Source organism: Bacillus sp. 1735sda2, from assembly GCF_024159245.1.
Classification (GTDB): Bacteria; Bacillota; Bacilli; order Bacillales; family Bacillaceae; genus Bacillus; species Bacillus pumilus_O.
In genome coordinates this window covers 2,759,701-2,784,576 of record NZ_JAMYWZ010000001.1, presented here as the reverse complement: position 1 = coordinate 2,784,576, position 24,876 = coordinate 2,759,701, and the positions used below count along the sequence as shown (strand labels likewise).

Sequence of the window (24,876 nt, the reverse complement as noted above, 5' to 3'; positions counted from 1 at the left end):
ACAAATTCATCTATTGTGTTATCATTTTAAAGATTCTGTGTATTTAAAACTGCCAGTATGTGCTTATCAACTTAGCAATTCATTAAATCATTTTCCACTTGAAGGAGTGTTCATCACATGTCATTAAGAGAAGAAGCATTAAATATGCACAAAGAGAATCAAGGCAAACTTGAATCAAAATCAAAAGTACAAGTGAAAAATGCGAAAGACTTGAGCTTGGCTTACTCACCTGGTGTTGCAGAACCATGTAAAGATATTTATGACGACACAAGCAAAGTGTATGATTATACAATGAAAGGCAATATGGTCGCTGTTGTCACAGACGGAAGCGCTGTTTTAGGGCTTGGAAATATTGGTGCAGAAGCATCTCTTCCAGTAATGGAAGGAAAAGCTGTATTATTCAAAAGCTTCGCTGGCGTTGATGCCTTCCCAATTGCGCTTGCGACAAACGATGTTGACAAAATCGTTGAAACAGTCAAGCTTCTTGAGCCAACGTTTGGCGGTGTCAACCTTGAAGATATTGCAGCTCCAAACTGCTTCATTATTGAAGAGCGCTTGAAAAAAGAGACAAACATTCCAGTGTTCCACGATGATCAGCACGGAACAGCGATTGTGACAGTAGCAGGACTTGTAAATGCGCTGAAACTGTCTGGAAAATCAATGTCCTCTATCAAAGTGGTAGCAAACGGCGCTGGAGCCGCGGGAATTGCAATTATCAAGCTTCTATATCATTTCGGTGTACGTGATATCATCATGTGTGATACAAAAGGCGCAATTTACGAAGGCCGCCCGAACGGTATGAATGCAGTGAAAAATGAAGTAGCTAAATTTACGAACCAAGACCGTAAAGAAGGTTCATTAGAAGAAGTGATTGAAGGCGCTGACGTCTTCATTGGAGTTTCAGTAGCTGGCGCTCTAACAAAAGAAATGGTTGGCAAAATGGCAAAAGATCCTGTCATCTTCGCAATGGCGAATCCTAATCCAGAGATTATGCCAGAAGATGCACATGCAGCAGGCGCAAGTGTTGTAGGAACTGGCCGTTCTGACTTCCCGAACCAAGTAAACAACGTACTTGCATTCCCAGGCATTTTCCGCGGAGCATTAGATGTACGTGCAACTCACATTAACGAAGAAATGAAGATTGCAGCCGTAGAAGCAATTGCTTCGCTTGTTTCAGATGATAAATTGTCAGCTGAATACGTCATCCCAGAACCATTTGATGCACGTGTAGCACCAGCGGTAGCAAAAGCAGTAGCAAAAGCAGCAATGGAAACTGGCGTTGCAAGAATCAAAGTCGACCCAGAAGAAGTCGCTGAAAAAACAAGAAAATTAACGATTATCGGCGAATAATCAATTGGAAAAGTGTGCACGTTCTTTCTGAAATTGGAGGAAAGACGTGCACCATTTCCTCTCATACGCGAAAATTTTTTCATCCGACATGATATTTTTTTGTAGACGTTCACAATTCACATATATCAACTGCTCAGCGCCCCAAACACATACTCATTTCTCATCAATTCCCCACTGAAAAAATTGAATGAAGGATGACAGCGTTTGACAAAAAAAGTACAATAGTTTCGGTACAGTTATGACATGTCCTATAATAGTGGATGTGCGTGTAAAGAAAAAACCCTTCAAAAAGGGAGGTAGTCATTTGTCAATTAAAAATATTTTCAGTAAAAAGAAAAAATATGCATCTGTACCCTCTGAACAGGCAAGTCAAGATGTGCCTGAAGGCATCATGACCAAATGTCCGCAATGTAAAAAAATAATGCTCACCAAAGAACTAGATAAAAATTTACGTGTTTGCATGAATTGCGGCCGGCATTTGCAAATGAATGCAAAACAGCGTATTGACAGCCTTGTTGACGAAGGCACATTTGAAGAATTTAACGGGCACCTGATCTCAGAAAACCCGCTCGGATTCCCAGGCTACGAAGAAAAGCTTGAGAAAGACAGAGAAAAAACGTCTTTGAATGAAGCCATTGTCACAGGTCAAGGTGAAATTGAAGGCAAGCGTGCTGTGATTGCTGTCATGGATGCCACATTCCGTATGGGTAGCATGGGCTCAGTTGTTGGTGAAAAGATCACACTTGCGATTGAGAAAGCAAAAGCGGACAAGGTGCCATTTATCATCTTTACTGCATCAGGCGGAGCGAGAATGCAAGAGGGAATTCTCAGTCTTATGCAGATGGCAAAAACAAGTTCAGCATTAAAACTGTTCAGTGAGGACCAAGGTTTGATTATCTCTGTGATGACGAACCCAACAACTGGCGGAGTATCAGCTAGTTTCGCGTCTCTTGGTGATTACAACTTTGCAGAACCTGGTGCTTTAATTGGGTTTGCAGGTCGTAGAATCATTGAACAAACAATTCGTGAAGACCTGCCAGAGGACTTCCAAACGGCTGAATTTTTGCTGAAGCATGGACAGCTGGATGCTGTCATTCATCGTGCAGAGATGAAAGAAACATTAGGCCGAATCTTAGCATTACACAGCACAGGAGGTGAACGAGAGTGGCTGGAGAACTAGAATTTGAAAAACCTGTCATTGAACTTCGAGCGAAAATTGATGAACTAAAAAAGTTCACACAAAACTCAGAAATGGATTTAAGTGCAGAAATTGAGCGTCTTGAAACACGTCTGAGCAAACTTGAAGCAGACATTTATACAAATTTAAAGCCGTGGGACAGAGTACAGATTGCTCGTCATGCGATGCGCCCAACAACTCTCGATTACATTCAAGAGCTGTTTGACAACTTATTCGAGTGTCACGGTGACCGTTTTTATGGCGATGATGAAGCGATCGTTGGAGGAATTGCCACGTTTAAAGGGCTTCCTGTTACAGTGATTGGCCATCAGCGCGGTAAAGATACAAAAGAAAACTTGCGCCGTAATTTCGGAATGCCTCATCCAGAAGGCTACCGTAAAGCGCTGCGCTTGATGAAACAAGCAGATAAATTTAATCGTCCGATCATTTGCTTTATTGATACAAAAGGAGCTTATCCTGGTAAAGCAGCTGAAGAACGTGGGCAAAGTGAAGCAATTGCGAAAAACCTATTCGAAATGGCAGGACTTCGTGTACCGGTTGTCTGTATTGTCATTGGAGAAGGCGGAAGTGGCGGCGCACTAGGCTTAGGCGTAGGAAACCACCTATACATGCTAGAGAATTCAACGTATTCAGTGATTTCACCTGAAGGTGCAGCAGCACTGCTCTGGAAGGACTCATCACTTGCGAAAAAAGCTGCAGAATCAATGAAGATTACGGCTCCAGACCTAAAAGAATTAGATATTATAGATGATGTTATTAAAGAAGTGCAAGGTGGAGCACATCGAGACGTGAAACAACAAGCAGCCTACATTGAAACAACATTAAAACAGTCACTTACATCTTTGCTCAAACTAACACCTGAAGAACTAGTCGAACAAAGATATCAAAAATACAAAGCAATCGGGAAAGTATCGGTTGAAAATCAATATATTGGGGTAAACTAAATAAACGTACAGCCTTTTTGGCTGGCGTTTATTTTTTTCATCTTTTTTCATGAAAACCGTCCTCATGTAAGCGCTATTTGAAAATAATTTTCTTTTGTTTTCATAAAGTTTAAAACGTCTGAAAACCTTGATGCGGTGGGCTTTTGAGGAATGGACCCTCCTCGTTTTTGAAAGAATTGCTTTCATGACTTTCTTAACTTTTGTTTAAAAACGGTTTATTTAATTGTATAATAAGGACGGTTTTAGAAATACAAATTGAAAACATCCTGTTTTGCTCATGATTGTTTTCAAGCAGTGGAAATGGTATGTTTAATTCATATATGGTCTCTGAGGTGAAAAAGATGAAGCGTATAGGAGTTTTAACGAGCGGTGGGGATTCCCCAGGAATGAATGCAGCTGTGCGCGCAGTTGTAAGGAAAGCAATTTACCATAATGTTGAAGTTTACGGTATTTATAATGGATATTCAGGTCTAATTAACGGTAAAATTGAGAAACTTGAAATAGGTTCAGTTGGCGATATCATTCATCGTGGAGGAACAAAACTTTACACGGCAAGATGCCCTGAATTCAAGACAGTTGAAGGTCGTGAAAAAGGCATTGAGAACTTAAAAAAATTCGGTATTGAAGGACTTGTTGTGATCGGCGGAGACGGTTCATTCATGGGAGCGAAGAAATTAACGGAGCTCGGTTTTCCATGTGTAGGTGTCCCAGGTACAATCGACAACGATATCCCAGGTACTGATTTCACTATTGGCTTTGATACAGCACTGAATACAGTCATTGACGCCATTGATAAAATTCGTGATACAGCCACATCTCATGAACGTACATACGTAGTGGAAGTAATGGGAAGACATGCTGGTGATATTGCTCTTTGGTCAGGTCTTGCAGGCGGAGCCGAATCGATTTTGATTCCTGAAGCAGACTATGACATGGATGAAATTATTGCGAGATTAAGAAGAGGGCACGAGCGCGGCAAGAAGCACAGTATCATCATCGTCGCAGAAGGCGTAGGCAGCGGTGTTGAATTTGGTAAGCGGATTGAAGAGGAGACAAGCCTTGAAACCCGTGTATCTGTTTTAGGACATATTCAGCGCGGAGGTTCTCCAAGTGCGTTTGACCGAGTACTCGCAAGCCGTTTAGGAGCATACGCAGTAGAACTTCTTCTTGAAGGAAAAGGCGGACGCTGTGTAGGTATTTTAAGCAACGAACTCGTTCACCACGATATTTTAGATATCTTAGATAAAAAACATACAGTCGATCAAAATATGTACCGACTTTCACAAGAGCTCTCTATATAAATCGAGAAGACCTTAGGAGGAACAGTAATGAGAAAGACAAAAATCGTTTGTACAATCGGTCCAGCAAGTGAAACCATTGAAAAGCTGACTGAATTGATTGAAGCAGGAATGAATGTAGCCAGACTAAACTTCTCTCATGGAGATTTTGAAGAGCATGGTGCACGCATCGAAAACATTCGTAAAGCAGGGAAAACATTAGGCAAGGACATTGCGATCCTTCTTGATACAAAAGGTCCAGAGATCCGTACACGTACAGTTGAAAACGGCTCAATTGAGCTAGTCGCTGGTGCAGATCTCATCGTAAGTATGGAAGACATTGTTGGAAATACGGAAAAAATTAGTGTGACATATGAAGATTTGATCCATGATGTAGAAGTGGGTTCAACAATCCTTTTAGATGATGGTCTCATTGGTTTAGAAGTGAAAGAACTGAACATGGATCAGAAAGAAATCGTCACAAAGGTCATGAATACTGGCACGCTCAAAAACAAAAAAGGTGTAAACGTACCAGGTGTAAGTGTGAACTTGCCAGGTATTACAGAAAAAGATGCCAATGATATTCTGTTCGGAATTGAACAAGGCGTTGATTTCATCGCAGCTTCTTTTGTGAGACGAGCTTCTGATGTTCTTGAAATTCGTGAGCTTCTTGAAAAGAATAATGCGGCTGACATTCAAATCATCCCTAAGATTGAAAACCAAGAGGGTGTTGATAACATTGATGAAATCCTTGAGGTATCAGACGGTTTGATGGTTGCGCGTGGAGATCTTGGTGTAGAGATCCCAGCAGAAGAAGTACCGCTTGTTCAAAAAATGCTCATCAAAAAATGCAATCGCTTGGGCAAACCTGTCATCACAGCAACCCAAATGCTTGATAGCATGCAGCGTAATCCTCGTCCAACTCGTGCGGAAGCAAGTGACGTGGCAAATGCTATTTTTGATGGCACAGATGCGATTATGCTTTCTGGTGAAACAGCAGCAGGAACGTATCCAGTGGAAGCTGTACAAACAATGCATAACATTGCATCACGTTCAGAAGATGCACTCAACTATAAAGCCATTCTTTCTCGCAGAAGCGAAGAAGTAGATGTCAGCATTACTGATGCCATTGGTCAATCTGTTGCACATACAGCGATGAAGCTTGACGTTGCAGCGATTGTGACACCTACGGAAAGCGGTCATACAGCGAGAATGATTTCAAAATATAGACCAAAAGCACCAATCGTAGCAGTCACAGCAAACGAATCAGTTGCAAGGAAGCTATCTCTTGTATTCGGTGTATTTGCGAAGAGTGGATCAAAAACGACGTCTACGGATGAAATGCTTGAGAATGCAGTCGAGAAATCGATTGAAACAGGCTACGTGAGACATGGCGATTTAATCGTTATTACAGCTGGTGTGCCAGTTGGTGAAACAGGTACAACAAACTTAATGAAAGTGTATGTTGTCGGTGACATCATTGCGAAAGGTCAAGGAATTGGCCGTAAATCTGCATTTGGACCGGTTGTCATTGCACAAAGCGGAAAAGAAGCAGAAGAAAAAATGTACGATGGGGCGATTCTTGTCGCAAACTGTACAGATCGTGATATGATGAGTGCTTTAGAGAAAGCATCTGCCTTGATCACAGAAGAAGGCGGCTTAACAAGCCATGCAGCAGTCGTTGGACTCAGCCTTGGCATTCCAGTGATTGTAGGTCTTGATGGAGCTACAACACTCCTAAAAGAAGGCGAAGAAATTACAGTAGATCCGGCACGCGGAGCGATCTACAAAGGCCGTGCAAGCGTCCTATAAATGATACACACGAGGGGAGTTGTCTGACTCCTCTCTTTTTTTATGTTACACTAAAAAAGTAAAACAGTTTTCGATGAAAGATACCCCATGAGGTGATATGGCTTGAAAAAATATTTGCTACTATTATTGATTCTGTTCCCTGCAGTGGAAATCAGTTTATTTTTAATATCAAGTAAAATCATTGGCATTTTGCCAACGATGCTGTTGATCGTACTCACGAGTGCATTAGGCGCTTACTTTGCAAGAAAGCAAGGAATTGAAGCTTTTCAAAAAGTGCAAAGAGATTTACAATATGGCAAAATGCCAGGGGTAACGATAGTTGATGGTTTTTGCATTCTAATCGGTGGTCTGCTACTGCTCATCCCCGGCTTCTTATCGGATATCATCGGTGCGCTGCTGCTCATTCCGATGACGAGAAAGCAAATCAAGCCGCTTTTTGAACGCTGGCTTAGAAACATGTCTAATCGCAATCGCTATACAATTATTCGCTAAAGAGACCTTGAACTAAAGGTCTCTTTTACTTTTGCATGCCGTACCGAATGTACTGATAGATATCGCTGAAAACACCTGCATTACGAAATGCTTGCCACACGACAAGGGAGGCAGGGCCAATGACGAGTCCAAGGAAACCGAACCATTTTAACCCGACAAATAGCGCCACGAGCGTAGCTAAAGGATTAAGTCCAATGGATTTGCTTAAGACTTTTGGCTCTGAAATTTGTCTTTGAATGAGCACGACAATGTATAAAATGCCGAGCCCAATGGCGAGTGAAAGGTTGCCTGTCATGACGGAGTAAATGATCCATGGCAGAAAAACAGTGCCGCTCCCGATATAAGGAAGTAAATCGACAAACCCAATACATAAAGCAATGACAAGGGCGTGCTCGACTTTTAAGATCATCAGTCCGATGATGACAAGGCCAATGGTCATGGCAACAAGCAAAAGCTGCGCCTTCATAAAACCGGTAATGGCTTTTTTGATTTCAGATAAAATGGCTCGTGTATGCTGCATCCATTTTGCGGGAAAGATACGAGAACCATATTTTTTTAATGTAAACCAATCTTTTGTGATAAAAAAAGTCGCCAGTGCAGAAAACAAAAGGGTTGCGGCTGCATCAGGCAAAAGACCTAAAAAAGCCGGGATAAGCTCGAGAGTTTTTGAAAGAAAAGTCCCTATTTTTGCAGCAGCTTCATCGCCCAGCGCTTGGATTTGTCCCAAAATTGATTCCTTTTGCCCTGCTTGCAGCGTATTAAATTGGGCGGTTACATCATGGTACAAAGGCAGGATCTTATCTGTAAAAAAACGTTCGACAATCCCAATGATTTGATCAAGGTGACCAGGTAGAACTTTTGCTAAATAAGCACTTCCTGAGATGATTTCTGCTACTAAGAGTGTGATGAAACCGGCGGCTACTACTAAAAAGAGCAGTAGTACAATGACTACAACGAATCCTCTCGGCATTCCGGTGATCTCTTCTATTTTGCATACGACAGGGTGAATGAGGCAGGAGACAATAAGTGCAATCCAAAAAGGATATAAAAAAGGAAAAGACTGATATAAAAAGACAACCGCAAATACAGCAATGCTGATCATCATCAAACTTCGTAGAAAAATGGCCATATAGGTGTGATTCACACAATCCCCTCCAAAAAACAAGCATGTCCGATACTTCATTTTATTCAAAAAGATTAGTAATATGAAAAGGTCGCAATAAAAAGAAAGGAAGGGGCGGCGTATGTTTACTCAAGCAAATTTATTTTTGGTTCTTTTACTCGTTATTGCACTTATTGCAAAAAACAATTCATTAATCTTAGCGGTTTCTGTGCTTATTGGGATTAAGCTGATTGGTTTGGATCAAAAGGTTTTCCCGGTTCTTCAATCGAAAGGCATCAATTGGGGGGTCACCGTTATTACTATTGCTGTACTTGTCCCTATTGCAACAGGAGACATTGGATTTAAACAGCTTGGAGAAGCAGTGAAATCTTCTTATGCTTGGATTGCACTTGGAGCGGGTATATTAGTAGCATTAATTGCAAAAAACGGTATTGTGCTACTCGAGAATGATCCGCATATCACGACAGCGCTTGTGTTCGGGACGATTTTAGCAGTCAGCTTATTCAAAGGTGTAGCTGTCGGTCCGCTGATCGGAGCAGGAATTGCTTATTTGGCGATGCAGGCTGTGAAATTTTTCAGCGGTTGAAAAGAGAGTGGTTCATACCACTTTCTTTTTTTATTTTTTTCTTGCGTGAGCTTTTGCAAAAAAACATAATTAAATATAATAAAAGAAGCAAAATCCCTTTATTCCATGCCTGATATGGAAGACTGGAAAAAAAAATATCAAAAAAAATTATAGTTAAACATTTAACAAATGTCTGATTATTGTTTATAATGGGAATAGGCTTAATTTTGAACTCATTGATCACACAAGAGATATGAGGCTAAAAGCGCTCTAACCGTATAGGTAAATGTAAGCATTTTCTTTTCTGAACCTGCCGTCTTATTCGGATTGGATAGCGCTTTCAAAAAGCGAGAATTCTGCAACGAAGGGGAATCTTTTTAAAAAGGGGAGATTGAACATGACAGCAACAAGAGGTCTTGAAGGTATTGTGGCAACAACTTCATCCGTAAGCTCAATTATTGATGATACTCTTACTTACGTAGGGTACAATATCGATGATTTAACTGAAAAAGCTACTTTCGAAGAAATTGTCTACCTGTTATGGCACTTAAAGCTGCCGAATGAGCAAGAGCTGAGCGAGTTAAAACAGCAGCTCAACGAAAATGCTCACATTCCGCAAGAAATCATTGAGCACTTTAAATCGTATTCGCTGGATGGGGTTCATCCAATGTCTGCGATTCGTACAGCGGTATCCTTACTAGGATTACTTGATGACGAATCAGAGATTATGGACAAAGAAGCGAATTACAGAAAAGCCATTCGCTTACAGGCGAAAATTTCTGGACTAGTCGCTGCATTTTCACGTATTCGTAAGGGACTTGAGCCTGTACAGCCAAAAGAAGAATACAGCTATGCTGCAAACTTCTTATATATGCTAAATGGCGAAGAGCCTTCACCAGTAGAAATTGAGGCAATTGATAAGGCACTCATTCTACATGCGGATCATGAATTAAACGCATCGACATTTACAGCACGTGTATGTGTTGCTACACTATCAGATATCTACTCTGGTGTAACAGCGGCTATCGGTGCGCTAAAAGGACCACTTCATGGCGGAGCCAACGAAGGCGTGATGAAGATGCTTTCAGAAATTGGCGAAGTTGAAAACGTAGATTCCTATATTCATGGTAAGCTAGAGAAGAAAGAAAAAATTATGGGCTTTGGCCACCGCGTATATCGCCAAGGTGATCCGCGTGCAAAGCATCTAAAAGAAATGAGTCAGCGTTTAACAAACCTGACTGGCGAGCCGAAATGGTATGAAATGTCTGTTCGCGCAGAGGAAATCGTGACATCAGAGAAAAATCTTCCACCAAATGTTGATTTTTATTCTGCATCTGTATATCACAGTCTTGGGATTGATCATGACTTGTTCACACCAATTTTCGTGATCAGCCGATTCTCTGGATGGATTGCTCACATTTTAGAGCAGTATGACAACAACCGTCTTATCCGTCCAAGAGCTGACTACATTGGACCTGATCTTCAAACGTTTGTTCCGATCAGTGAAAGAGACTAATGTTTATAGAATAAGCAGGGGCTGATCTCGGGAAGGCCAATCAGCCTCTATATCAACAAAAACGAAACACGTGAAAAACTTCTTCGCTTGCAGACATCAAGCTAAGAAGTTTCAAATATTCACTACATAACCTGGGAGGTAATATCATTGTCACAAGGCGAAAAAATTACAGTTACTGGCGGCGTATTGAATGTACCAAATAATCCAATTATCCCGTTTATCGAAGGGGACGGAATCGGTCCTGACATTTGGAAAGCAGCATCAAGGGTACTTGAAGCAGCTGTAGAAAAAGCATATAAAGGTGAAAAGCAAATCACTTGGAAAGAAGTATATGCCGGTGAGAAAGCTTACAATAAAACTGGTGAATGGCTTCCTGAGCAAACACTAGAAGACATTCGTGAATACTTAATCGCTATCAAAGGACCACTGACAACACCAATCGGCGGAGGAATCCGTTCATTAAACGTGGCACTTAGACAAGAGCTTGATCTATTCACATGCTTACGTCCAGTTCGCTGGTTCAAAGGCGTACCGTCTCCTGTGAAACGTCCAGAAGACACAGATATGGTCATCTTCCGTGAGAATACAGAAGATATCTATGCTGGTATCGAGTATGCAAAAGGATCAGACGAAGTGAAGAAGTTAATTGACTTCTTGAAAAACGAATTAGGTGTAAACAAAATCCGTTTCCCAGAAACATCAGGTATCGGAATCAAGCCAGTTTCTGAAGAAGGAACTTCTCGCCTTGTTAGAGCGGCTATCCAATATGCAATTGACCAAGGCCGTAAGTCTGTGACGCTTGTTCACAAAGGAAACATCATGAAATTTACAGAAGGAGCCTTCAAAAACTGGGGCTACGAAGTGGCTGAAAAAGAGTTTGGCGACAAGGTCTTTACATGGGCACAATATGATCGTATTGTAGAACAAGATGGAAAAGATGCGGCAAACAAAGCGCAAAGTGAAGCAGAAGCTGCTGGCAAAATTATTGTCAAAGACAGCATTGCAGATATTTTCCTTCAACAAATCCTAACTCGTCCGGCTGAGTTCGATGTTGTGGCAACAATGAACTTAAACGGAGATTACATCTCTGATGCTCTTGCAGCACAAGTTGGTGGAATTGGTATCGCACCAGGTGCGAACATCAACTACGAAACAGGACACGCTATTTTTGAAGCGACTCACGGAACAGCACCTAAATATGCTGGTCTTGATAAAGTGAACCCATCTTCTGTTCTTCTATCAGGCGTGCTTTTACTTGAGCACCTTGGATGGCAGGAAGCAGCTGATCTAGTGATTCAATCTGTTGAAAATACAATTGCATCAAAAGTCGTTACTTACGATTTTGCTAGATTAATGGATGGCGCAACAGAAGTGAAATGTTCTGAGTTTGCTGACGAGCTCATCAAAAACTTGTCTTGATTCTTAAACTTTAAAGTTAAAGGGGAAAAAGGAAATGGCAAACAAGCGTAAAAAAGTATCTGTTATCGGAGCGGGCTTTACTGGAGCAACTACAGCATTTCTAACGGCTCAAAAAGAATTAGCGGACGTCGTATTAGTCGATATCCCGCAGCTTGAGAACCCAACAAAAGGGAAAGCACTTGATATGCTGGAAGCAAGTCCAGTTCAAGGCTTCGATGCAAACATTACAGGAACTTCTAACTACGAAGATACAGCCGGTTCTGATGTTGTGGTCATTACGGCGGGAATTGCAAGAAAGCCGGGAATGAGCCGTGACGATCTTGTGTCAACAAATGAAAAAATCATGCGTAGTGTGACACGCGAAATCGTTAAATATTCTCCAGAAGCGATCATTGTTGTATTAACAAACCCTGTTGATGCAATGACGTATGCAGTTTATAAAGAATCAGGATTACCAAAGGAAAAAGTCATTGGACAATCGGGTATTCTTGATACAGCACGTTTCCGCACGTTCGTTGCTCAAGAATTAAACCTATCTGTTAAAGACGTGACGGGCTTTGTACTTGGTGGACATGGTGATGACATGGTTCCTCTTGTTCGTTACTCTTATGCAGGCGGTATCCCGCTTGAAACATTGATTCCTAAAGAGCGAATTGATGCAATTGTTGAAAGAACAAGAAAAGGTGGCGGCGAAATCGTAAACCTATTAGGTAACGGTAGTGCCTATTATGCTCCTGCTGCTTCACTAGTCGAAATGGTTGAGGCGATCCTTAAAGATCAGCGCCGCGTCATGCCAACGATTGCTTACCTTGAAGGTGAATATGGCTACGAAGGCATTTACCTAGGTGTACCAACAATCGTAGGTGGAAACGGCCTTGAGCAGATCATCGAGCTTGAGCTGACAGAAGAAGAAAGAAGTCAGCTTGACCGTTCTGTTGAATCTGTTAAGAATGTCATGAAAGTATTGTCTTAATATGAATAAAAAAGAAGGCTTCTCGTATGAGGAGTCTTCTTTTTGTTTACAAAACAAATCTTGTCGAAATTTTAAATTGTTCTCTTGTTAAGCTTTCGTTAAAATGAAAGAGAAAGCATGACTTCTCGCTTTTCACATAAGATACAAAAAAACGGATGCAGGGGAAATCACTAATTGGAGGCACAACATGAATAAAAAAATATTAGTTGTGGATGATGAAGAATCGATTGTAACACTTCTAAGCTATAACCTTGAAAGAGCGGGCTATGATGTCGTCACAGCAAGAGACGGAGAAGAAGCGCTTGAAAAAGCAGCAAGTGAACAGCCTGATCTCATTGTATTAGATTTAATGCTTCCGAAAATGGACGGCATCGAAGTGTGCAAACAACTGAGAATTCAAAAAATGATGTTCCCTATTTTAATGCTGACAGCAAAGGACGATGAATTTGATAAGGTGCTAGGTCTTGAGCTTGGAGCCGATGATTACATGACAAAGCCATTCAGTCCAAGAGAAGTGGGTGCTCGGGTAAAAGCCATCTTGAGAAGAGCACAGCAATCTCAGCCTGCCCCCACACAAGAGGAGAAGGAAGAGATCATTGCAGATCAAATCAAAATTGGTGAACTGCGCATTTTACCAGAACACTACGAAGTCTATTTTCAGGAAGAACGTCTAGAACTGACGCCAAAAGAATTTGAACTACTGCTTTATTTGGCGAAGCATAAAGGACGTGTCCTCACGCGTGATTTATTGCTAAGTGCCGTTTGGAATTATGACTTTGCAGGTGATACTCGTATTGTGGATGTGCATATTAGCCACTTGCGGGACAAAATTGAAAAGAACACGAAAAAACCAACATATATTAAAACGATTCGCGGCTTAGGCTACAAATTGGAGGAGCCAAAGCCAAATGAGTAAAATTAGAACCCGTCTGTTTTCGGGACTCATTTTTCTCCTTTTTATTGTGTTTGTGGCACTTGGTCTTTTCCTAGATCACATGTTCCATGTTTTCTATGAAACAAAATTAACGGAACGAATGGAAAAGGAATCGAGCTTTCTCCTATCTTCCATGAATGGTAATGATCTAAAGGTGAAGCAAAACAAAGAGGTTCTCAATCAGGCACAGCAGCATTTTGATATGAATGCGTCGATTGTGGATGTAAAGGGGAATATCATACATACAACGGGTCAAGCAGAACAAAAGGCCGTCATTCAAAACACACTGAACAATGAACGTCTCCAAACGAAAGGGGTCGTCATTGATGATGAGAAAGACGCGCTGTTCCATTATGCTGCCCCGATCTTAAAACAAAACGAACCAGCGGGTTATTTATTTCTTCATGTGTCATATGAGCCTTTAAATGAAATTGACGGCCAACTTTGGCTTGCCTTAGCCTTTTGTCTTGGCTCGGCGATTATCATCATCGTTTTCTTCGGGTACCGCATGTCGATGAAATATGTAAAACCAATTGATTATGCGACAAAGGTAGCCAAACAGCTAGAACGCGGGAACTATGATACGAATCATTATGAAGAGCTGATGATCGAAACAAGTGAACTGAATACCTCCATGAAGCGTTTGGCAGGAAGTCTTCAAGAAATGACTAGTGCCGGTGAAATGCAGAGAGACCGTTTGCAAACAGTCATAGAAAATATTGGAGCAGGGATTATATTGATTGATAAGATGGGGTACATCCACCTCGTCAATCGAACCTTCCGCAAGCAGTTTAAGGTGCAAAAGCACATTTACATGCACAAGCTGTATCACGAAGCGTTTACCCATGAAGAGATTATCGAATTAATTGACGAAATTTTCATGACAGAAACGAAGGTGCGGAAGTTTTTACGTCTAGCCGTTGACATTGAACGTCGCTACTTCCAAGTCGATGGGGTACCCATTTTAAGTACAGACGACGAATGGAAAGGCATTGTCCTCGTGTTTCATGACGTCACAGAAACGAAGCAGCTGGAGCAGATGCGAAAAGACTTTGTCGCCAATGTGTCTCATGAGTTAAAAACACCGATTACGTCGATTAAAGGATTTTCTGAAACCCTTCTTGATGGTGCGATTGATGACAAAGAAGCACTGACAGAATTCCTTTCTATCATTTTAAAAGAGAGTGTCCGTCTAGAAACATTGATTCAAGACTTACTTGATCTTTCTAAAATTGAGCAGCAGCAATTCAAACTGAATATTCAAGAAGCCAATGCGACAGAAATCATCCAAGAGATTCAAGTGCTGTTAAATCAAAAGGCTACAGAAAAAGGCATTCAATTACACGTGCGTGTCCCAAAAGAACCGGTCTATGTCATGGCAGACCCGCTAAGGTTAAAGCAAATCTTCCTCAATCTCGTTAATAATGCTCTTACCTATACACCAGAGGGAGGAAGTGTCACCATTTCAGCAAGAAAGCGAAAAGGTGCCTATGAATTTGATGTAGCAGATACAGGGATCGGGATGAAGAAAAGTGAGATTCCAAGAATATTTGAGAGATTTTATCGAATTGATAAAGATAGAAGCAGAAATTCAGGCGGTACAGGTCTTGGTCTTGCCATTGTCAAACACCTTGTGGAGGCGCATGAGGGAACCATTTCTGTTCGCAGCAAACAAGGGAAAGGAACGACTTTTACAGTGAGCTTGAAATCGACATAGAGAAAAAAGGAAAGTCACGTTAAAATTTACATGATCTTTACAATGAATTCATGTTTTGTTAACCATTCATTGATAGGATGAATAGGAACCCCTTCATCCAAGGAGCCAATTTTGGAAGGACGAAAACACATGTTGTTTTCGTCCCTTTTTTATGCAGGCTCGACTATTTTCTTTTCAAAATAAACTTTGATAAAATGGAGATACAATGTGTGAAAGAGACGGCTGAGATGGCTCAGCCGATGGAGGATTAAAACATGACAGACAAAAAGAAATTAGTGTTAGTGGATGGAAACAGCCTTGCATATCGAGCCTTTTTTGCTTTGCCGCTATTATCAAATGATAAAGGCGTACATACAAATGCTATTTATGGCTTTGCGATGATCTTAATGAAAATGCTGGAGGACGAGAAGCCAACCCATATGCTCGTCGCATTTGATGCGGGAAAAACAACCTTCCGCCACGAGACATTTAAAGAATATAAAGGCGGAAGACAAAAAACCCCGCCAGAGCTATCAGAACAAATGCCATTCATCCGTGAACTATTAGATGCCTATCAGGTGAAAAGGTACGAGCTTCCTCAATATGAGGCAGATGATATTATCGGAACATTGGCTGTCGAGGCAGAAAAAGACGGCTTTGAAGTCAAAATCTTCTCAGGAGATAAAGACTTAACACAGCTCTCAACTGATCATACGACAGTGGCTATTACGAAAAAAGGCATCACAGAAGTCGAATACTACACACCTGCTCATATTGAAGAGAAATATGGTCTGCGACCAGATCAAATCATTGACATGAAAGGGCTAATGGGAGATTCATCAGATAATATCCCAGGCGTCCCAGGTGTAGGCGAAAAAACAGCCATTAAATTGTTAAAGCAGTTTGAAACAGTTGAGAACCTGCTTGAACATATTGATGAAGTGAGCGGGAAAAAACTGAAAGAAAAGCTTGAAGAATTTAAAGAGCAAGCAGTCATGAGTAAAGAGCTGGCGACCATTCTCGTAGAAGCACCTATTGATGTGTCCAGCAAAGATCTCGCCTACGAAGGTCCACATATGGATCAAGTGATCTCTCTTTATAAAGAACTAGGCTTTCAAACGCTGCTAGAGCGTCTAGGAGAAGCCCCAGAAACAGATGAACAGGTTGAAGTAGACGCATTAGAAGTGAAAAAAATGACAGCTGTAACCAGCGAGATGCTGACAGATCATGCAGCCCTTGTGGTAGAACAGCTTGGAGATAATTATCACGAAGCGGATTTGATCGGTTTTGCGATCCATAATGAAAATGGTGCGTTTTTTATGACAAAAGAAGATGCGCTTCAATCAGAGGCATTTAAAGAATGGGTACAGGATGAAACGAAGAAAAAATGGGTCTTTGATTCAAAAAGAGCCGTTGTCGCCCTCAGATGGCATGATGTTGACCTAAAAGGTGTCGACAATGATGTTCTGCTCGCTTCCTACGTCGTCAACCCGCAGAAAACTTACGAAGACGTCGCAAGTGTAGCGAAGGAATATGGTCTGAATATCGCTCTTTCTGATGAAAAAGTATACGGAAAAGGAGCAAAGCAGGCGATCCCACCTGAAGATGAACTGAAAGAACATCTCGGACGCAAAGCAGCGGCGATCTCAGCCTTGCATGATTTAACACTGGAAGCATTAGAGAAAAATGATCAACATGAACTCTATGAAGATTTAGAGCTTCCGCTTGCACTCATCTTAGGTGAAATGGAATCTCTTGGAGTCAAGGTAGATATAAAGCGCCTAGAGAACATGGGTGAAGAATTAACGAAAAAGCTCAAAGAATATGAAGAAACCATTCACCGTTTAGCAGGAGAAACGTTTAATATCAATTCTCCTAAACAGCTTGGCGTCATTCTTTTTGAAAAATTAGGTCTCCCGATTATTAAGAAGACAAAAACAGGCTATTCAACGTCTGCAGATGTGCTTGAAAAGCTTGAAGATAAGCATGAAATCATTCGGTCCATTCTGCACTACAGACAAATTGGAAAGCTGCAATCGACCTATGTAGAAGGGTTAATGAAAGTAACGCGTAAGGATACTCATAAAGTGCATACAAGATTTAACCAGGCACTCACGCAAACAGGAAGATTAAGCTCCACAGATCCAAACCTTCAAAACATCCCGATTCGTTTAGAAGAAGGACGGAAGATTCGTCAAGCGTTCGTTCCTTCAAAAGAAGGCTGGCTCATGTTTGCAGCAGACTATTCACAAATCGAACTGCGTGTACTTGCTCATATTTCACAAGATGAGAATTTGATTGAAGCATTTACGAGGGACATGGACATTCACACGAAAACAGCGATGGACGTGTTTCATGTCTCAGAAGAAGAAGTAACTTCCGCGATGAGAAGACAAGCCAAGGCAGTAAACTTTGGTATTGTATACGGAATCAGTGATTACGGACTTTCTCAAAACCTTGGAATCACAAGAAAAGAAGCAGCCGCATTTATCGAGCGCTATTTAACAAGTTTTAAAGGCGTGAAAACCTATATGGAAGAAATCGTTCAGGAAGCGAAACAAAAAGGCTACGTCACGACGCTTCTTAAACGCAGACGGTATATCCCGGACATCACAAGCCGTAATTTTAATATCAAAAGCTTTGCAGAACGAACAGCTATGAACACACCGATCCAAGGCAGCGCAGCCGATATTATTAAAAAAGCGATGATTGATATGGCACGAAGGCTCAAAGAAGAAAACCTGCAAACAAATCTTTTATTACAGGTGCACGATGAATTGATCTTCGAAGCGCCAAAAGAAGAAATTGCCATTCTTGAAAAGATTGTTCCTGAAGTCATGGAAAATGCACTTCAGCTTGATGTGCCACTAAAAGTTGATTTTGCTTCAGGTCCATCTTGGTACGATGCAAAATAAATCATAGAGATAAAAAGGAGCGAGGAGCATGCCGGAATTACCAGAAGTTGAAACCGTCCGGCGTACTCTCAAGCGGTTAGTCGAAGGAAAGACGATTGAAACGGTCGATATCAAATGGCCAAACATCATCAAACGTCCTGGGGAGCCGGAAGAGTTCGCAAGAAGAATGGTTGGAGAAACCATACAAACCATTGAAAGAAGAGGGAAGTTCCTCCTCTTTCATTTAGACCATTATGTGATGGTCTCCCATTTAAGGATGGAAGGGAAATATCGTGTACATGAAGCGCATGAGCCTTATGATAAACACGTACACGTCGTCTTTACGTTTACCGATGGAACGGAGCTTCGGTATCATGATGTACGTAAATTTGGCACGATGCATTTATTTCAGCCGGGTGAAGAGGAAAAGGAACTCCCGCTATCACAGCTGGGCTATGAACCATTTGATGAACAGTTCACTCCTGAGTATTTATGGGAGCAATTGAAAAAAACAACACGCGTCGTCAAAACAGCACTGCTTGATCAAAAGATTGTCGTAGGGCTTGGTAACATTTATGTAGATGAGGTCCTGTTTAAATCAGGGATTCATCCAGAAACGAAAGCGAATCAGCTTAGCCTGGAATCCTGCAAAGTGCTTCACAAACAGATCATCGATACGCTTCAAGTGGCGGTAGATGCGGGTGGAAGTACGATTCGTTCTTATATCAACTCACAAGGAGATATTGGTACGTTTCAATTGCAGCTTCTTGTATATGACCGGCGGGGAGAGCCTTGCCAAACATGCGGAAGCATCATTGAGAAATCAGTAGTCGGAGGGCGCGGTACACACTTTTGTGTGACCTGCCAAAAACGTCCTTAATCAGCTTAGCCATGAGCATGCTTCCTTTTTGTAATGCATACGATAAAAAACATTCATTTTTCAGCAAGGTGTAGACTGACACACAGCCCACCTGCTCTTCATATAGTGAAGAAGAGTCTAAGAACGCCCAGAGACTCTTGATCATCGTTGCAAGAACAGAAAGGAAGAGTTCAGGTATGATTTCGATTTCGCTCCTGTTTTTAGCTATTGCAGTTAGCATCGACAGCTTTTCTGTAGGCTTTACGTATGGTCTCCGCAAAATGAGGATCCCATTTAAAGCCATCGTCATTATTGCATGCTGCTCAGGGATTGTGCTGCTCATTTCTATGCTGATTGGCAGCCTGCTGACGACATTTCTCCCTGTTTCAGTGACCGATAAACTGGGGGGAGGCATTTTAATTGCCATCGGCCTTTGGGTCCTGTATCAATTTTACAAACCAGCGAAAGAGCGTGATTTGCTTCTTCATGAAAAGACATTGCTTAATGTGGAAGTCCAATCGCTTGGGCTTGTCATTCACATTTTAAGAAAGCCGACAAGTGCAGATATTGACCGATCTGGGACGATTAATGGAATAGAAGCTGTCCTTCTTGGAATTGCTTTATCCATTGATGCATTTGGCGCAGGGATTGGCGCAGCGATTCTAGGCTTTTCTCCAATTGTCATGAGTATCACGGTCGCAGTGATGAGTTCACTTTTTGTATGTATCGGGCTACGAGCCGGTCATTACTTGGCAAATTGGCGCTGGATCGATAAACTCGCATGTTTACCAGGGCTTCTGCTCATATTAATCGGGGTTTGGAAGCTGTAAAAGGAGGAAATCAATTGACGCTTGTCATTGGATTAACAGGCGGGATTGCTAGCGGAAAAAGCACAGTCTCGCAGATGATAAAAGAGCAGGGCATCCGGGTTGTGGACGCAGATGTGATTGCAAAAGAAGCGGTCGGCAAAGGAACACCCGCCCTTCATCATATCGTTCAAACCTTTGGTGAGGGTGTCCTCCTGCCAAATGGAGAGCTGGACCGGCAGCAACTCGGAGCCATTATTTTTTCTAATGAAGAGAAAAGAAAGCAGTTAAATGCGATCGTTCATCCAGAAGTGCGAAAGGAAATGCTCAGGCAGCGTGATGAAGGCATTAATAGCCGAGAAACATTCGTTGTCCTGGATATCCCGCTTTTATTTGAGAGTCAGCTGGAGAGTCTCGTCGACCGTATTATTGTGGTGTATACAACACCAGAATTACAGCTATCACGACTCATGAATCGAAACGACCTTAGTGAGGAGGAAGCGCTGAATCGGATTCACTCTCAGCAGCCTCTTGAGGAAAAATGTAAGAAAGCAGACCACGTGATAGAAAATACACAAGACCTTGCTTTTATTCGAAAGCAATTGCAGAACATATTAAATGAATGGGAACATACAGATAAGTAAGAGTACATACAAGTACTCTTCTTTTTTTATGCTTTATTCTCATTTCCTTTGAAAAGAACAGCCCTTTTTAGAAAATATACGTTTATATACTGGCAATTACATTCTAATGTGATATACTAATTTCATAAATAAATTTATTGAGTATAACACATAATAGAGGAGTGACCTGTTCATGAAGGTAAAAGCAGCGATCAATGGGTTTGGCAGAATTGGACGCATGGTCTTCAGAAAAGCAATGCTTGATGATCAAATTCAAATTGTAGCGGTGAACGCAAGCTATCCTGCCGAAACGCTAGCACATTTAATTAAATATGACACAAATCATGGACGTTACGAATGCGATGTGATAGCAGAAGATGACGCCCTGATTGTAAATGGGAAAAGAGTGCTTTTGCTCAATAACAGAGACCCAAAGCAGCTTCCATGGGGAGAGCTTGGGATTGATATCGTCATAGAAGCAACAGGGAAATTTAATTCAAAAGATCAAGCGATGGGCCATATAGATGCCGGAGCGAAAAAAGTCGTACTTACAGCTCCAGGTAAAAATGAAGACGTTACAATTGTAATGGGCGTTAATGAGGATGATCTTGATCCTGAAAAGCACGTCGTTATTTCAAACGCATCTTGTACAACAAACTGTTTAGCACCAGTTGTCAAATTGTTAGATGATGAATTCGGCATCGACAACGGTTTAATGACAACGGTTCATGCATATACAAATGATCAAAAAAATATCGACAACCCGCATAAGGATTTACGCCGGGCAAGAGCATGTGCCCAGTCCATTATTCCAACTACGACGGGTGCTGCTAAAGCGCTTTCTTTAGTGCTGCCACACATGAAAGGGAAATTACATGGACTCGCACTTCGTGTGCCTGTTTCCAATGTATCGATGGTTGATCTTGTTGTCGACTTGAAAAAAGATGTCACAGCAGAAGAAGTCAATGCAGCCTTCTCTAATGCATCAAAAACTTCTTTATCCGGTATCTTAGATTACACGGATGAGCCGCTTGTTTCTACAGACTTTAATACGAATCCTTATTCAGCTGTCGTAGATGGACTCACAACGATGGTGATGGGGGATAGAAAAGTAAAAGTTCTTGCATGGTATGACAATGAATGGGGTTATTCATGCAGAGTAGTGGATCTTGTGAAGTTTGTCGGATCGCAGATGAAAGAGCTTTCTGCTGTTTGAAATGAAGAAGACGAACGTCCCTTTTCAAGAAATGAGAGAAAATCCCATTGAAAACACAGCTTGCAAAATGGGTCTAAACAAAGTATACTATTTTTCGTGAACTTCTTGTTCGCAGACTCATTCGGGTATACTTAAAGGGTTAGGACCTCTTTGGACTAACTTTCCCCCGTGGTATATGTCCGGTCCGGCTGCTTAGAACTTCACTCTTTCATTCTTGTTTAAGGGGGGTCCATGATGGAAACAATCGGACGTCACGTTATCTCCGAGTTATGGGGATGCGACTGTGATAAACTGAACGACATGGATTTTATTGAAAAAACGTTTGTAAATGCAGCTTTGAAATCAGGAGCTGAGGTAAGAGAGGTTGCTTTTCACAAATTTGCACCTCAAGGAGTAAGTGGAGTTGTCATTATTTCTGAATCTCATCTGACAATTCACAGCTTTCCTGAACATGGTTATGCGAGCATAGATGTTTATACTTGCGGCGACCTAGATCCGAATATTGCAGCAGATCATATCGGAGATGAATTAGGTGCTGAAACAAGAGAAAACATCGAAATTCCTCGAGGCATGGGACCTGTACAAGTGAAACAGGCACAAGCCAAAGCACTGTAAACATAAAAAAAGATCGCAATGGGAGCTGGCCAAAAGCATTGACATGCCTTTGTGTTATGCTCCTTTTTATATTTGTTTAATAGAGAAAATCCAACATTCCCCAACTTGCCTATACTTTTGTTCTAGGAAAACAAAGGTTTTTTTTATAAAATAAAGAAGAGGCATTATGGCAAAGGGGATACGTATATGACTTTAGGACAAAAGTTCAAACGGTTCATGTCAAATCATACAGAAACATCTGACGAGCATCCAGTGTCAGAACTGAAAAGCCATTACTACAAATCGACGAATGCGCAAGTTTTTCAAGCATTGGAAGCCATGCTTTCTAGGCACGCTTCCTATCAAGTGACATCTGTTTCAGCAGAACGAGGTGAAATGAGCGCAAATATCACAATGCCGAAAAAAGCCTTTCTCGTAGCGACTGTCATTTCAATTCGTCCTTTTGAAACAGCTGTCGATTTTAATGTGACAACAGAAACAGCCCTGCCAACAGATTTTGGCTATAGTGCGAAAACGATTTTTTCCCTTTATGATGAACTAGACAAACAACTTCCAAGAATAGATCGGAGCTGATGATATGAAATGTCCCACATGTCAGCACCTTGGCACAAGGGTGCTTGATTCAAGACCAGTAGATGAAGGGAAATCCATCCGTCGTAGAAGAGAGTGTGAAAGCTGCCAATATCGCTTTACGACGTTTGAGAAATTAGAAGAATTACCACTGATTGTGGTGAAAAAAGAAGGAATTCGAGAAGAATTCAGTCGCGAAAAGATGCTGAGAGGACTCATTAAAGCGTGTGAAAAGCGTCCTGTTGCTTTAAAGCAGTTGGAGGATGTCTGCTTTAATATCGAAAAAGAATTGCGTAATCAAGGCATGTCAGAAGTGAAAAGTGAGCTTGTAGGTGAAATGGTGATGGACGAGCTGGCAAAAATTGATGAAGTGTCTTACGTCAGATTCGCCTCGGTTTACCGGCAGTTTAAAGATATCAACGTCTTTATTGATGAATTAAAAGATTTATTAAAGAAAGAACGCTAAAAAAGAGCTGAAGATTCTTCACGCTCTTTTTCCTGCGTAAAGCGTAAAACGCAAAAAGGGTGTACAATAGAAACAATTGCAATTCATGGGGAGGATCAGCATATGACAGAGCATTGGAAGGAAGTGCTAGCCGTCGATCCATATGTCGTCAAAAGCGCTTCATTGCTCGGTGACATCGATAGACAGCTCATCACTCTTTTATATCAGCCGCTTATAGGTATGTCCGCTTTCAGCTTATATATGACGCTGTGGGGAGAGCTGGAACAAAATCGTATGTGGGGGAAACCCGCACCTCATCGGCAGCTCATGGTCATGCTGCAAACGAATTTGAATGATATATTTGAGGAACGTTTAAAGCTTGAAGCGATTGGTTTACTCCGCACATATGAACAGGAAACGGAAGAAGGCAGACTGTTTACATATGAGCTTGTGCCGCCGCTAAGACCAGATGAGTTTTTCCAAGATGGAATGTTGAATGTCCTGCTGTACCATCGTGTAGAGAAAGCGAAATATATGCAGCTTCGCGATTATTTCTCGTATCCCGGTGTTCCGGCAGAGGCAAAGAACATCTCGCGGTCGTTTGAAGAAGTCTTTCACGTATTGCAGCCAGGTGAACGCAGGATGACAGAAGAAATCAATCAGGCGTCATCACTTGATCAAGGCTATGAATATGTGACCGTTGGATCGAGTCAGCCGGCTCCGCTCTCAGACGATTCCTTTGATTTCGATCTATTGTTAGCGGGTATGTCTGATATGATGATTCCAAGAAAGGCTTTGACAAAGCAGGTGAAAGAAACCATTAAGAAGTTAGCCGTTGTATACGGCATCACCCCGCTTCAAATGCAAAATATTGTAGCAGGCGCCTGCGGTTCTGATCAAATGATCTCAACAGAAGAATTGAGAAAAGCGGCAAGAGACTGGTACCAAATTGAATATAGAGGCGAGCAGCCAAAACTCATTGATCAAAAACAGCCGAGACACTTGCGTCAAGATGCTTCAAAGTCGCCGTTAGCAGATACGCCTGATGCAAAACTGATTGAAAAGCTTGACCACATTTCGCCTAGGGAACTGCTAAAAGATATGGCTGATGGCATTGAGCCAACGTATGCTGACTTAAGAATTGTCGAGGATATTATGCTTGAGCAGCAGCTAGAGCCAGGGGTCATGAATGTTTTGATCTACTATACATTGCTGAAAACAGATATGAAGCTGTCGAAAACATATATGCAAAAAATTGCCGCTCATTGGGTGAGAAAGAAAATTAAAACTGTGGCAGCAGCCATGAAAATTGCCAAAGAAGAGAATAGGCAAATGACAGAATGGGCGCAGCAGAAAAAGCAGCGCAGCACATACGGATCAGGGAAAGTTGTTCGTGAAGAGAAGCTTCCTGACTGGATGAAAGAAACCGAAACGAAAGAACAGCCAGCAAAAGAACAAACAGACAGTCTATCGACAGAAGATCTCGAACGAGAAAAAGAAAAACTGTTAGATCAGTTTAAAAATATGAAAAAGTACAATGCACATTAAG

The 24,876-nt window shown here is 41.6% G+C and carries 22 protein-coding genes; 21 read left to right on the top strand and 1 reads right to left on the bottom strand.

All coding sequences use genetic code 11. From position 1 onward, the window contains the following. Positions 1–117 precede the first annotated feature (117 nt). From ystJ to NKR21_RS14460, 6 genes are all read left to right on the top strand, one after another. Entirely contained in the window at positions 118–1,350 is a 1,233-nt protein-coding gene (gene ystJ, locus NKR21_RS14485) for an NADP-dependent malic enzyme (RefSeq protein WP_144455554.1), read from the top strand. A 304-nt stretch (positions 1,351–1,654) separates the two neighbouring features. Then, a complete protein-coding gene (gene accD / locus NKR21_RS14480; RefSeq protein WP_012010866.1) occupies positions 1,655–2,530 on the top strand; it encodes an acetyl-CoA carboxylase, carboxyltransferase subunit beta in 876 nt (291 codons plus the stop codon). Then, a complete protein-coding gene (accA, locus tag NKR21_RS14475) occupies positions 2,515–3,492 on the top strand; it encodes an acetyl-CoA carboxylase carboxyl transferase subunit alpha (RefSeq protein WP_144455556.1) in 978 nt (325 codons plus the stop codon). The genes accD and accA overlap by 16 nt, the downstream gene beginning before the upstream one ends. Before the next feature lie 341 nt (positions 3,493–3,833). Beyond that, a complete protein-coding gene (gene pfkA, locus NKR21_RS14470; protein WP_119125715.1) occupies positions 3,834–4,793 on the top strand; it encodes a 6-phosphofructokinase in 960 nt (319 codons plus the stop codon). Positions 4,794–4,820: 27 nt separating this feature from the next. Beyond that, positions 4,821–6,581 (top strand): pyruvate kinase, encoded by a 1,761-nt coding sequence (pyk, locus tag NKR21_RS14465; protein WP_119125214.1) that lies wholly within the window; start codon positions 4,821–4,823, stop codon positions 6,579–6,581. A gap of 102 nt (positions 6,582–6,683) precedes the next feature. Further along, complete coding sequence (locus NKR21_RS14460; RefSeq protein ID WP_012010863.1) at positions 6,684–7,073, top strand: FxsA family protein; 390 nt, start codon at positions 6,684–6,686, stop codon at positions 7,071–7,073. Between the two features lie 25 nt (positions 7,074–7,098). On the opposite strand, the gene ytvI is transcribed toward NKR21_RS14460, so the two are convergent. Continuing rightward, a complete protein-coding gene (gene ytvI / locus NKR21_RS14455) occupies positions 7,099–8,217 on the bottom strand; it encodes a sporulation integral membrane protein YtvI (RefSeq protein WP_144455558.1) in 1,119 nt (372 codons plus the stop codon). Between the two features lie 100 nt (positions 8,218–8,317). Here ytvI and NKR21_RS14450 point away from each other — a divergent pair, with 100 nt between their 5' ends. From NKR21_RS14450 to dnaB, 15 genes are all read left to right on the top strand, one after another. Then, entirely contained in the window at positions 8,318–8,782 is a 465-nt protein-coding gene (locus NKR21_RS14450) for a DUF441 domain-containing protein (RefSeq protein WP_119125212.1), read from the top strand. A 376-nt stretch (positions 8,783–9,158) separates the two neighbouring features. Beyond that, positions 9,159–10,277 (top strand): citrate synthase, encoded by a 1,119-nt coding sequence (gene citZ / locus NKR21_RS14445; RefSeq protein WP_008346063.1) that lies wholly within the window; start codon positions 9,159–9,161, stop codon positions 10,275–10,277. Between the two features lie 147 nt (positions 10,278–10,424). Beyond that, positions 10,425–11,696 carry an NADP-dependent isocitrate dehydrogenase gene (gene icd / locus NKR21_RS14440; protein ID WP_012010859.1) on the top strand — a complete coding sequence of 424 codons (1,272 nt, stop codon included), beginning with the start codon at positions 10,425–10,427 and terminating at the stop codon, positions 11,694–11,696. Positions 11,697–11,730: 34 nt separating this feature from the next. Beyond that, positions 11,731–12,669: a malate dehydrogenase gene (gene mdh / locus NKR21_RS14435; protein WP_007501693.1), complete on the top strand. Its 939-nt coding sequence runs from the start codon at positions 11,731–11,733 to the stop codon at positions 12,667–12,669. Positions 12,670–12,856: 187 nt separating this feature from the next. Then, the gene (locus NKR21_RS14430; RefSeq protein ID WP_012010858.1) at positions 12,857–13,585 is read left to right on the top strand and encodes a response regulator transcription factor; all 729 of its coding nucleotides are present in this window, start codon (positions 12,857–12,859) and stop codon (positions 13,583–13,585) included. Continuing rightward, complete coding sequence (pnpS, locus tag NKR21_RS14425; protein ID WP_144455560.1) at positions 13,578–15,320, top strand: two-component system histidine kinase PnpS; 1,743 nt, start codon at positions 13,578–13,580, stop codon at positions 15,318–15,320. Before NKR21_RS14430 ends, pnpS begins: the two co-directional genes overlap by 8 nt. A gap of 254 nt (positions 15,321–15,574) precedes the next feature. Next, entirely contained in the window at positions 15,575–18,214 is a 2,640-nt protein-coding gene (gene polA / locus NKR21_RS14420; RefSeq protein WP_119125210.1) for a DNA polymerase I, read from the top strand. A 28-nt stretch (positions 18,215–18,242) separates the two neighbouring features. Further along, positions 18,243–19,073 (top strand): DNA-formamidopyrimidine glycosylase, encoded by an 831-nt coding sequence (gene mutM / locus NKR21_RS14415; RefSeq protein ID WP_144455562.1) that lies wholly within the window; start codon positions 18,243–18,245, stop codon positions 19,071–19,073. A 176-nt stretch (positions 19,074–19,249) separates the two neighbouring features. Further along, a complete protein-coding gene (gene ytaF, locus NKR21_RS14410) occupies positions 19,250–19,882 on the top strand; it encodes a sporulation membrane protein YtaF (RefSeq protein ID WP_003216274.1) in 633 nt (210 codons plus the stop codon). Positions 19,883–19,896: 14 nt separating this feature from the next. Continuing rightward, positions 19,897–20,502, top strand: coding sequence for a dephospho-CoA kinase (coaE, locus tag NKR21_RS14405; RefSeq protein ID WP_012010854.1), 606 nt, complete (start codon positions 19,897–19,899; stop codon positions 20,500–20,502). Between the two features lie 172 nt (positions 20,503–20,674). After that, positions 20,675–21,697, top strand: a complete 1,023-nt coding sequence (locus NKR21_RS14400; RefSeq protein WP_012010853.1) for a glyceraldehyde-3-phosphate dehydrogenase — start codon at positions 20,675–20,677, stop codon at positions 21,695–21,697. A gap of 234 nt (positions 21,698–21,931) precedes the next feature. Next, positions 21,932–22,312: an adenosylmethionine decarboxylase gene (gene speD / locus NKR21_RS14395; protein ID WP_003216492.1), complete on the top strand. Its 381-nt coding sequence runs from the start codon at positions 21,932–21,934 to the stop codon at positions 22,310–22,312. 186 nt (positions 22,313–22,498) lie between these two features. Then, positions 22,499–22,885 carry a hypothetical protein gene (locus NKR21_RS14390; protein WP_012010851.1) on the top strand — a complete coding sequence of 129 codons (387 nt, stop codon included), beginning with the start codon at positions 22,499–22,501 and terminating at the stop codon, positions 22,883–22,885. A 4-nt stretch (positions 22,886–22,889) separates the two neighbouring features. After that, on the top strand, positions 22,890–23,348 hold the full coding sequence (gene nrdR / locus NKR21_RS14385) for a transcriptional regulator NrdR (protein WP_003216720.1): 459 nt from the start codon (positions 22,890–22,892) through the stop codon (positions 23,346–23,348). 102 nt (positions 23,349–23,450) lie between these two features. Next, positions 23,451–24,875: a replicative helicase loading/DNA remodeling protein DnaB gene (dnaB, locus tag NKR21_RS14380; RefSeq protein ID WP_012010850.1), complete on the top strand. Its 1,425-nt coding sequence runs from the start codon at positions 23,451–23,453 to the stop codon at positions 24,873–24,875. The last annotated feature ends 1 nt before the right edge of the window (position 24,876 follow it).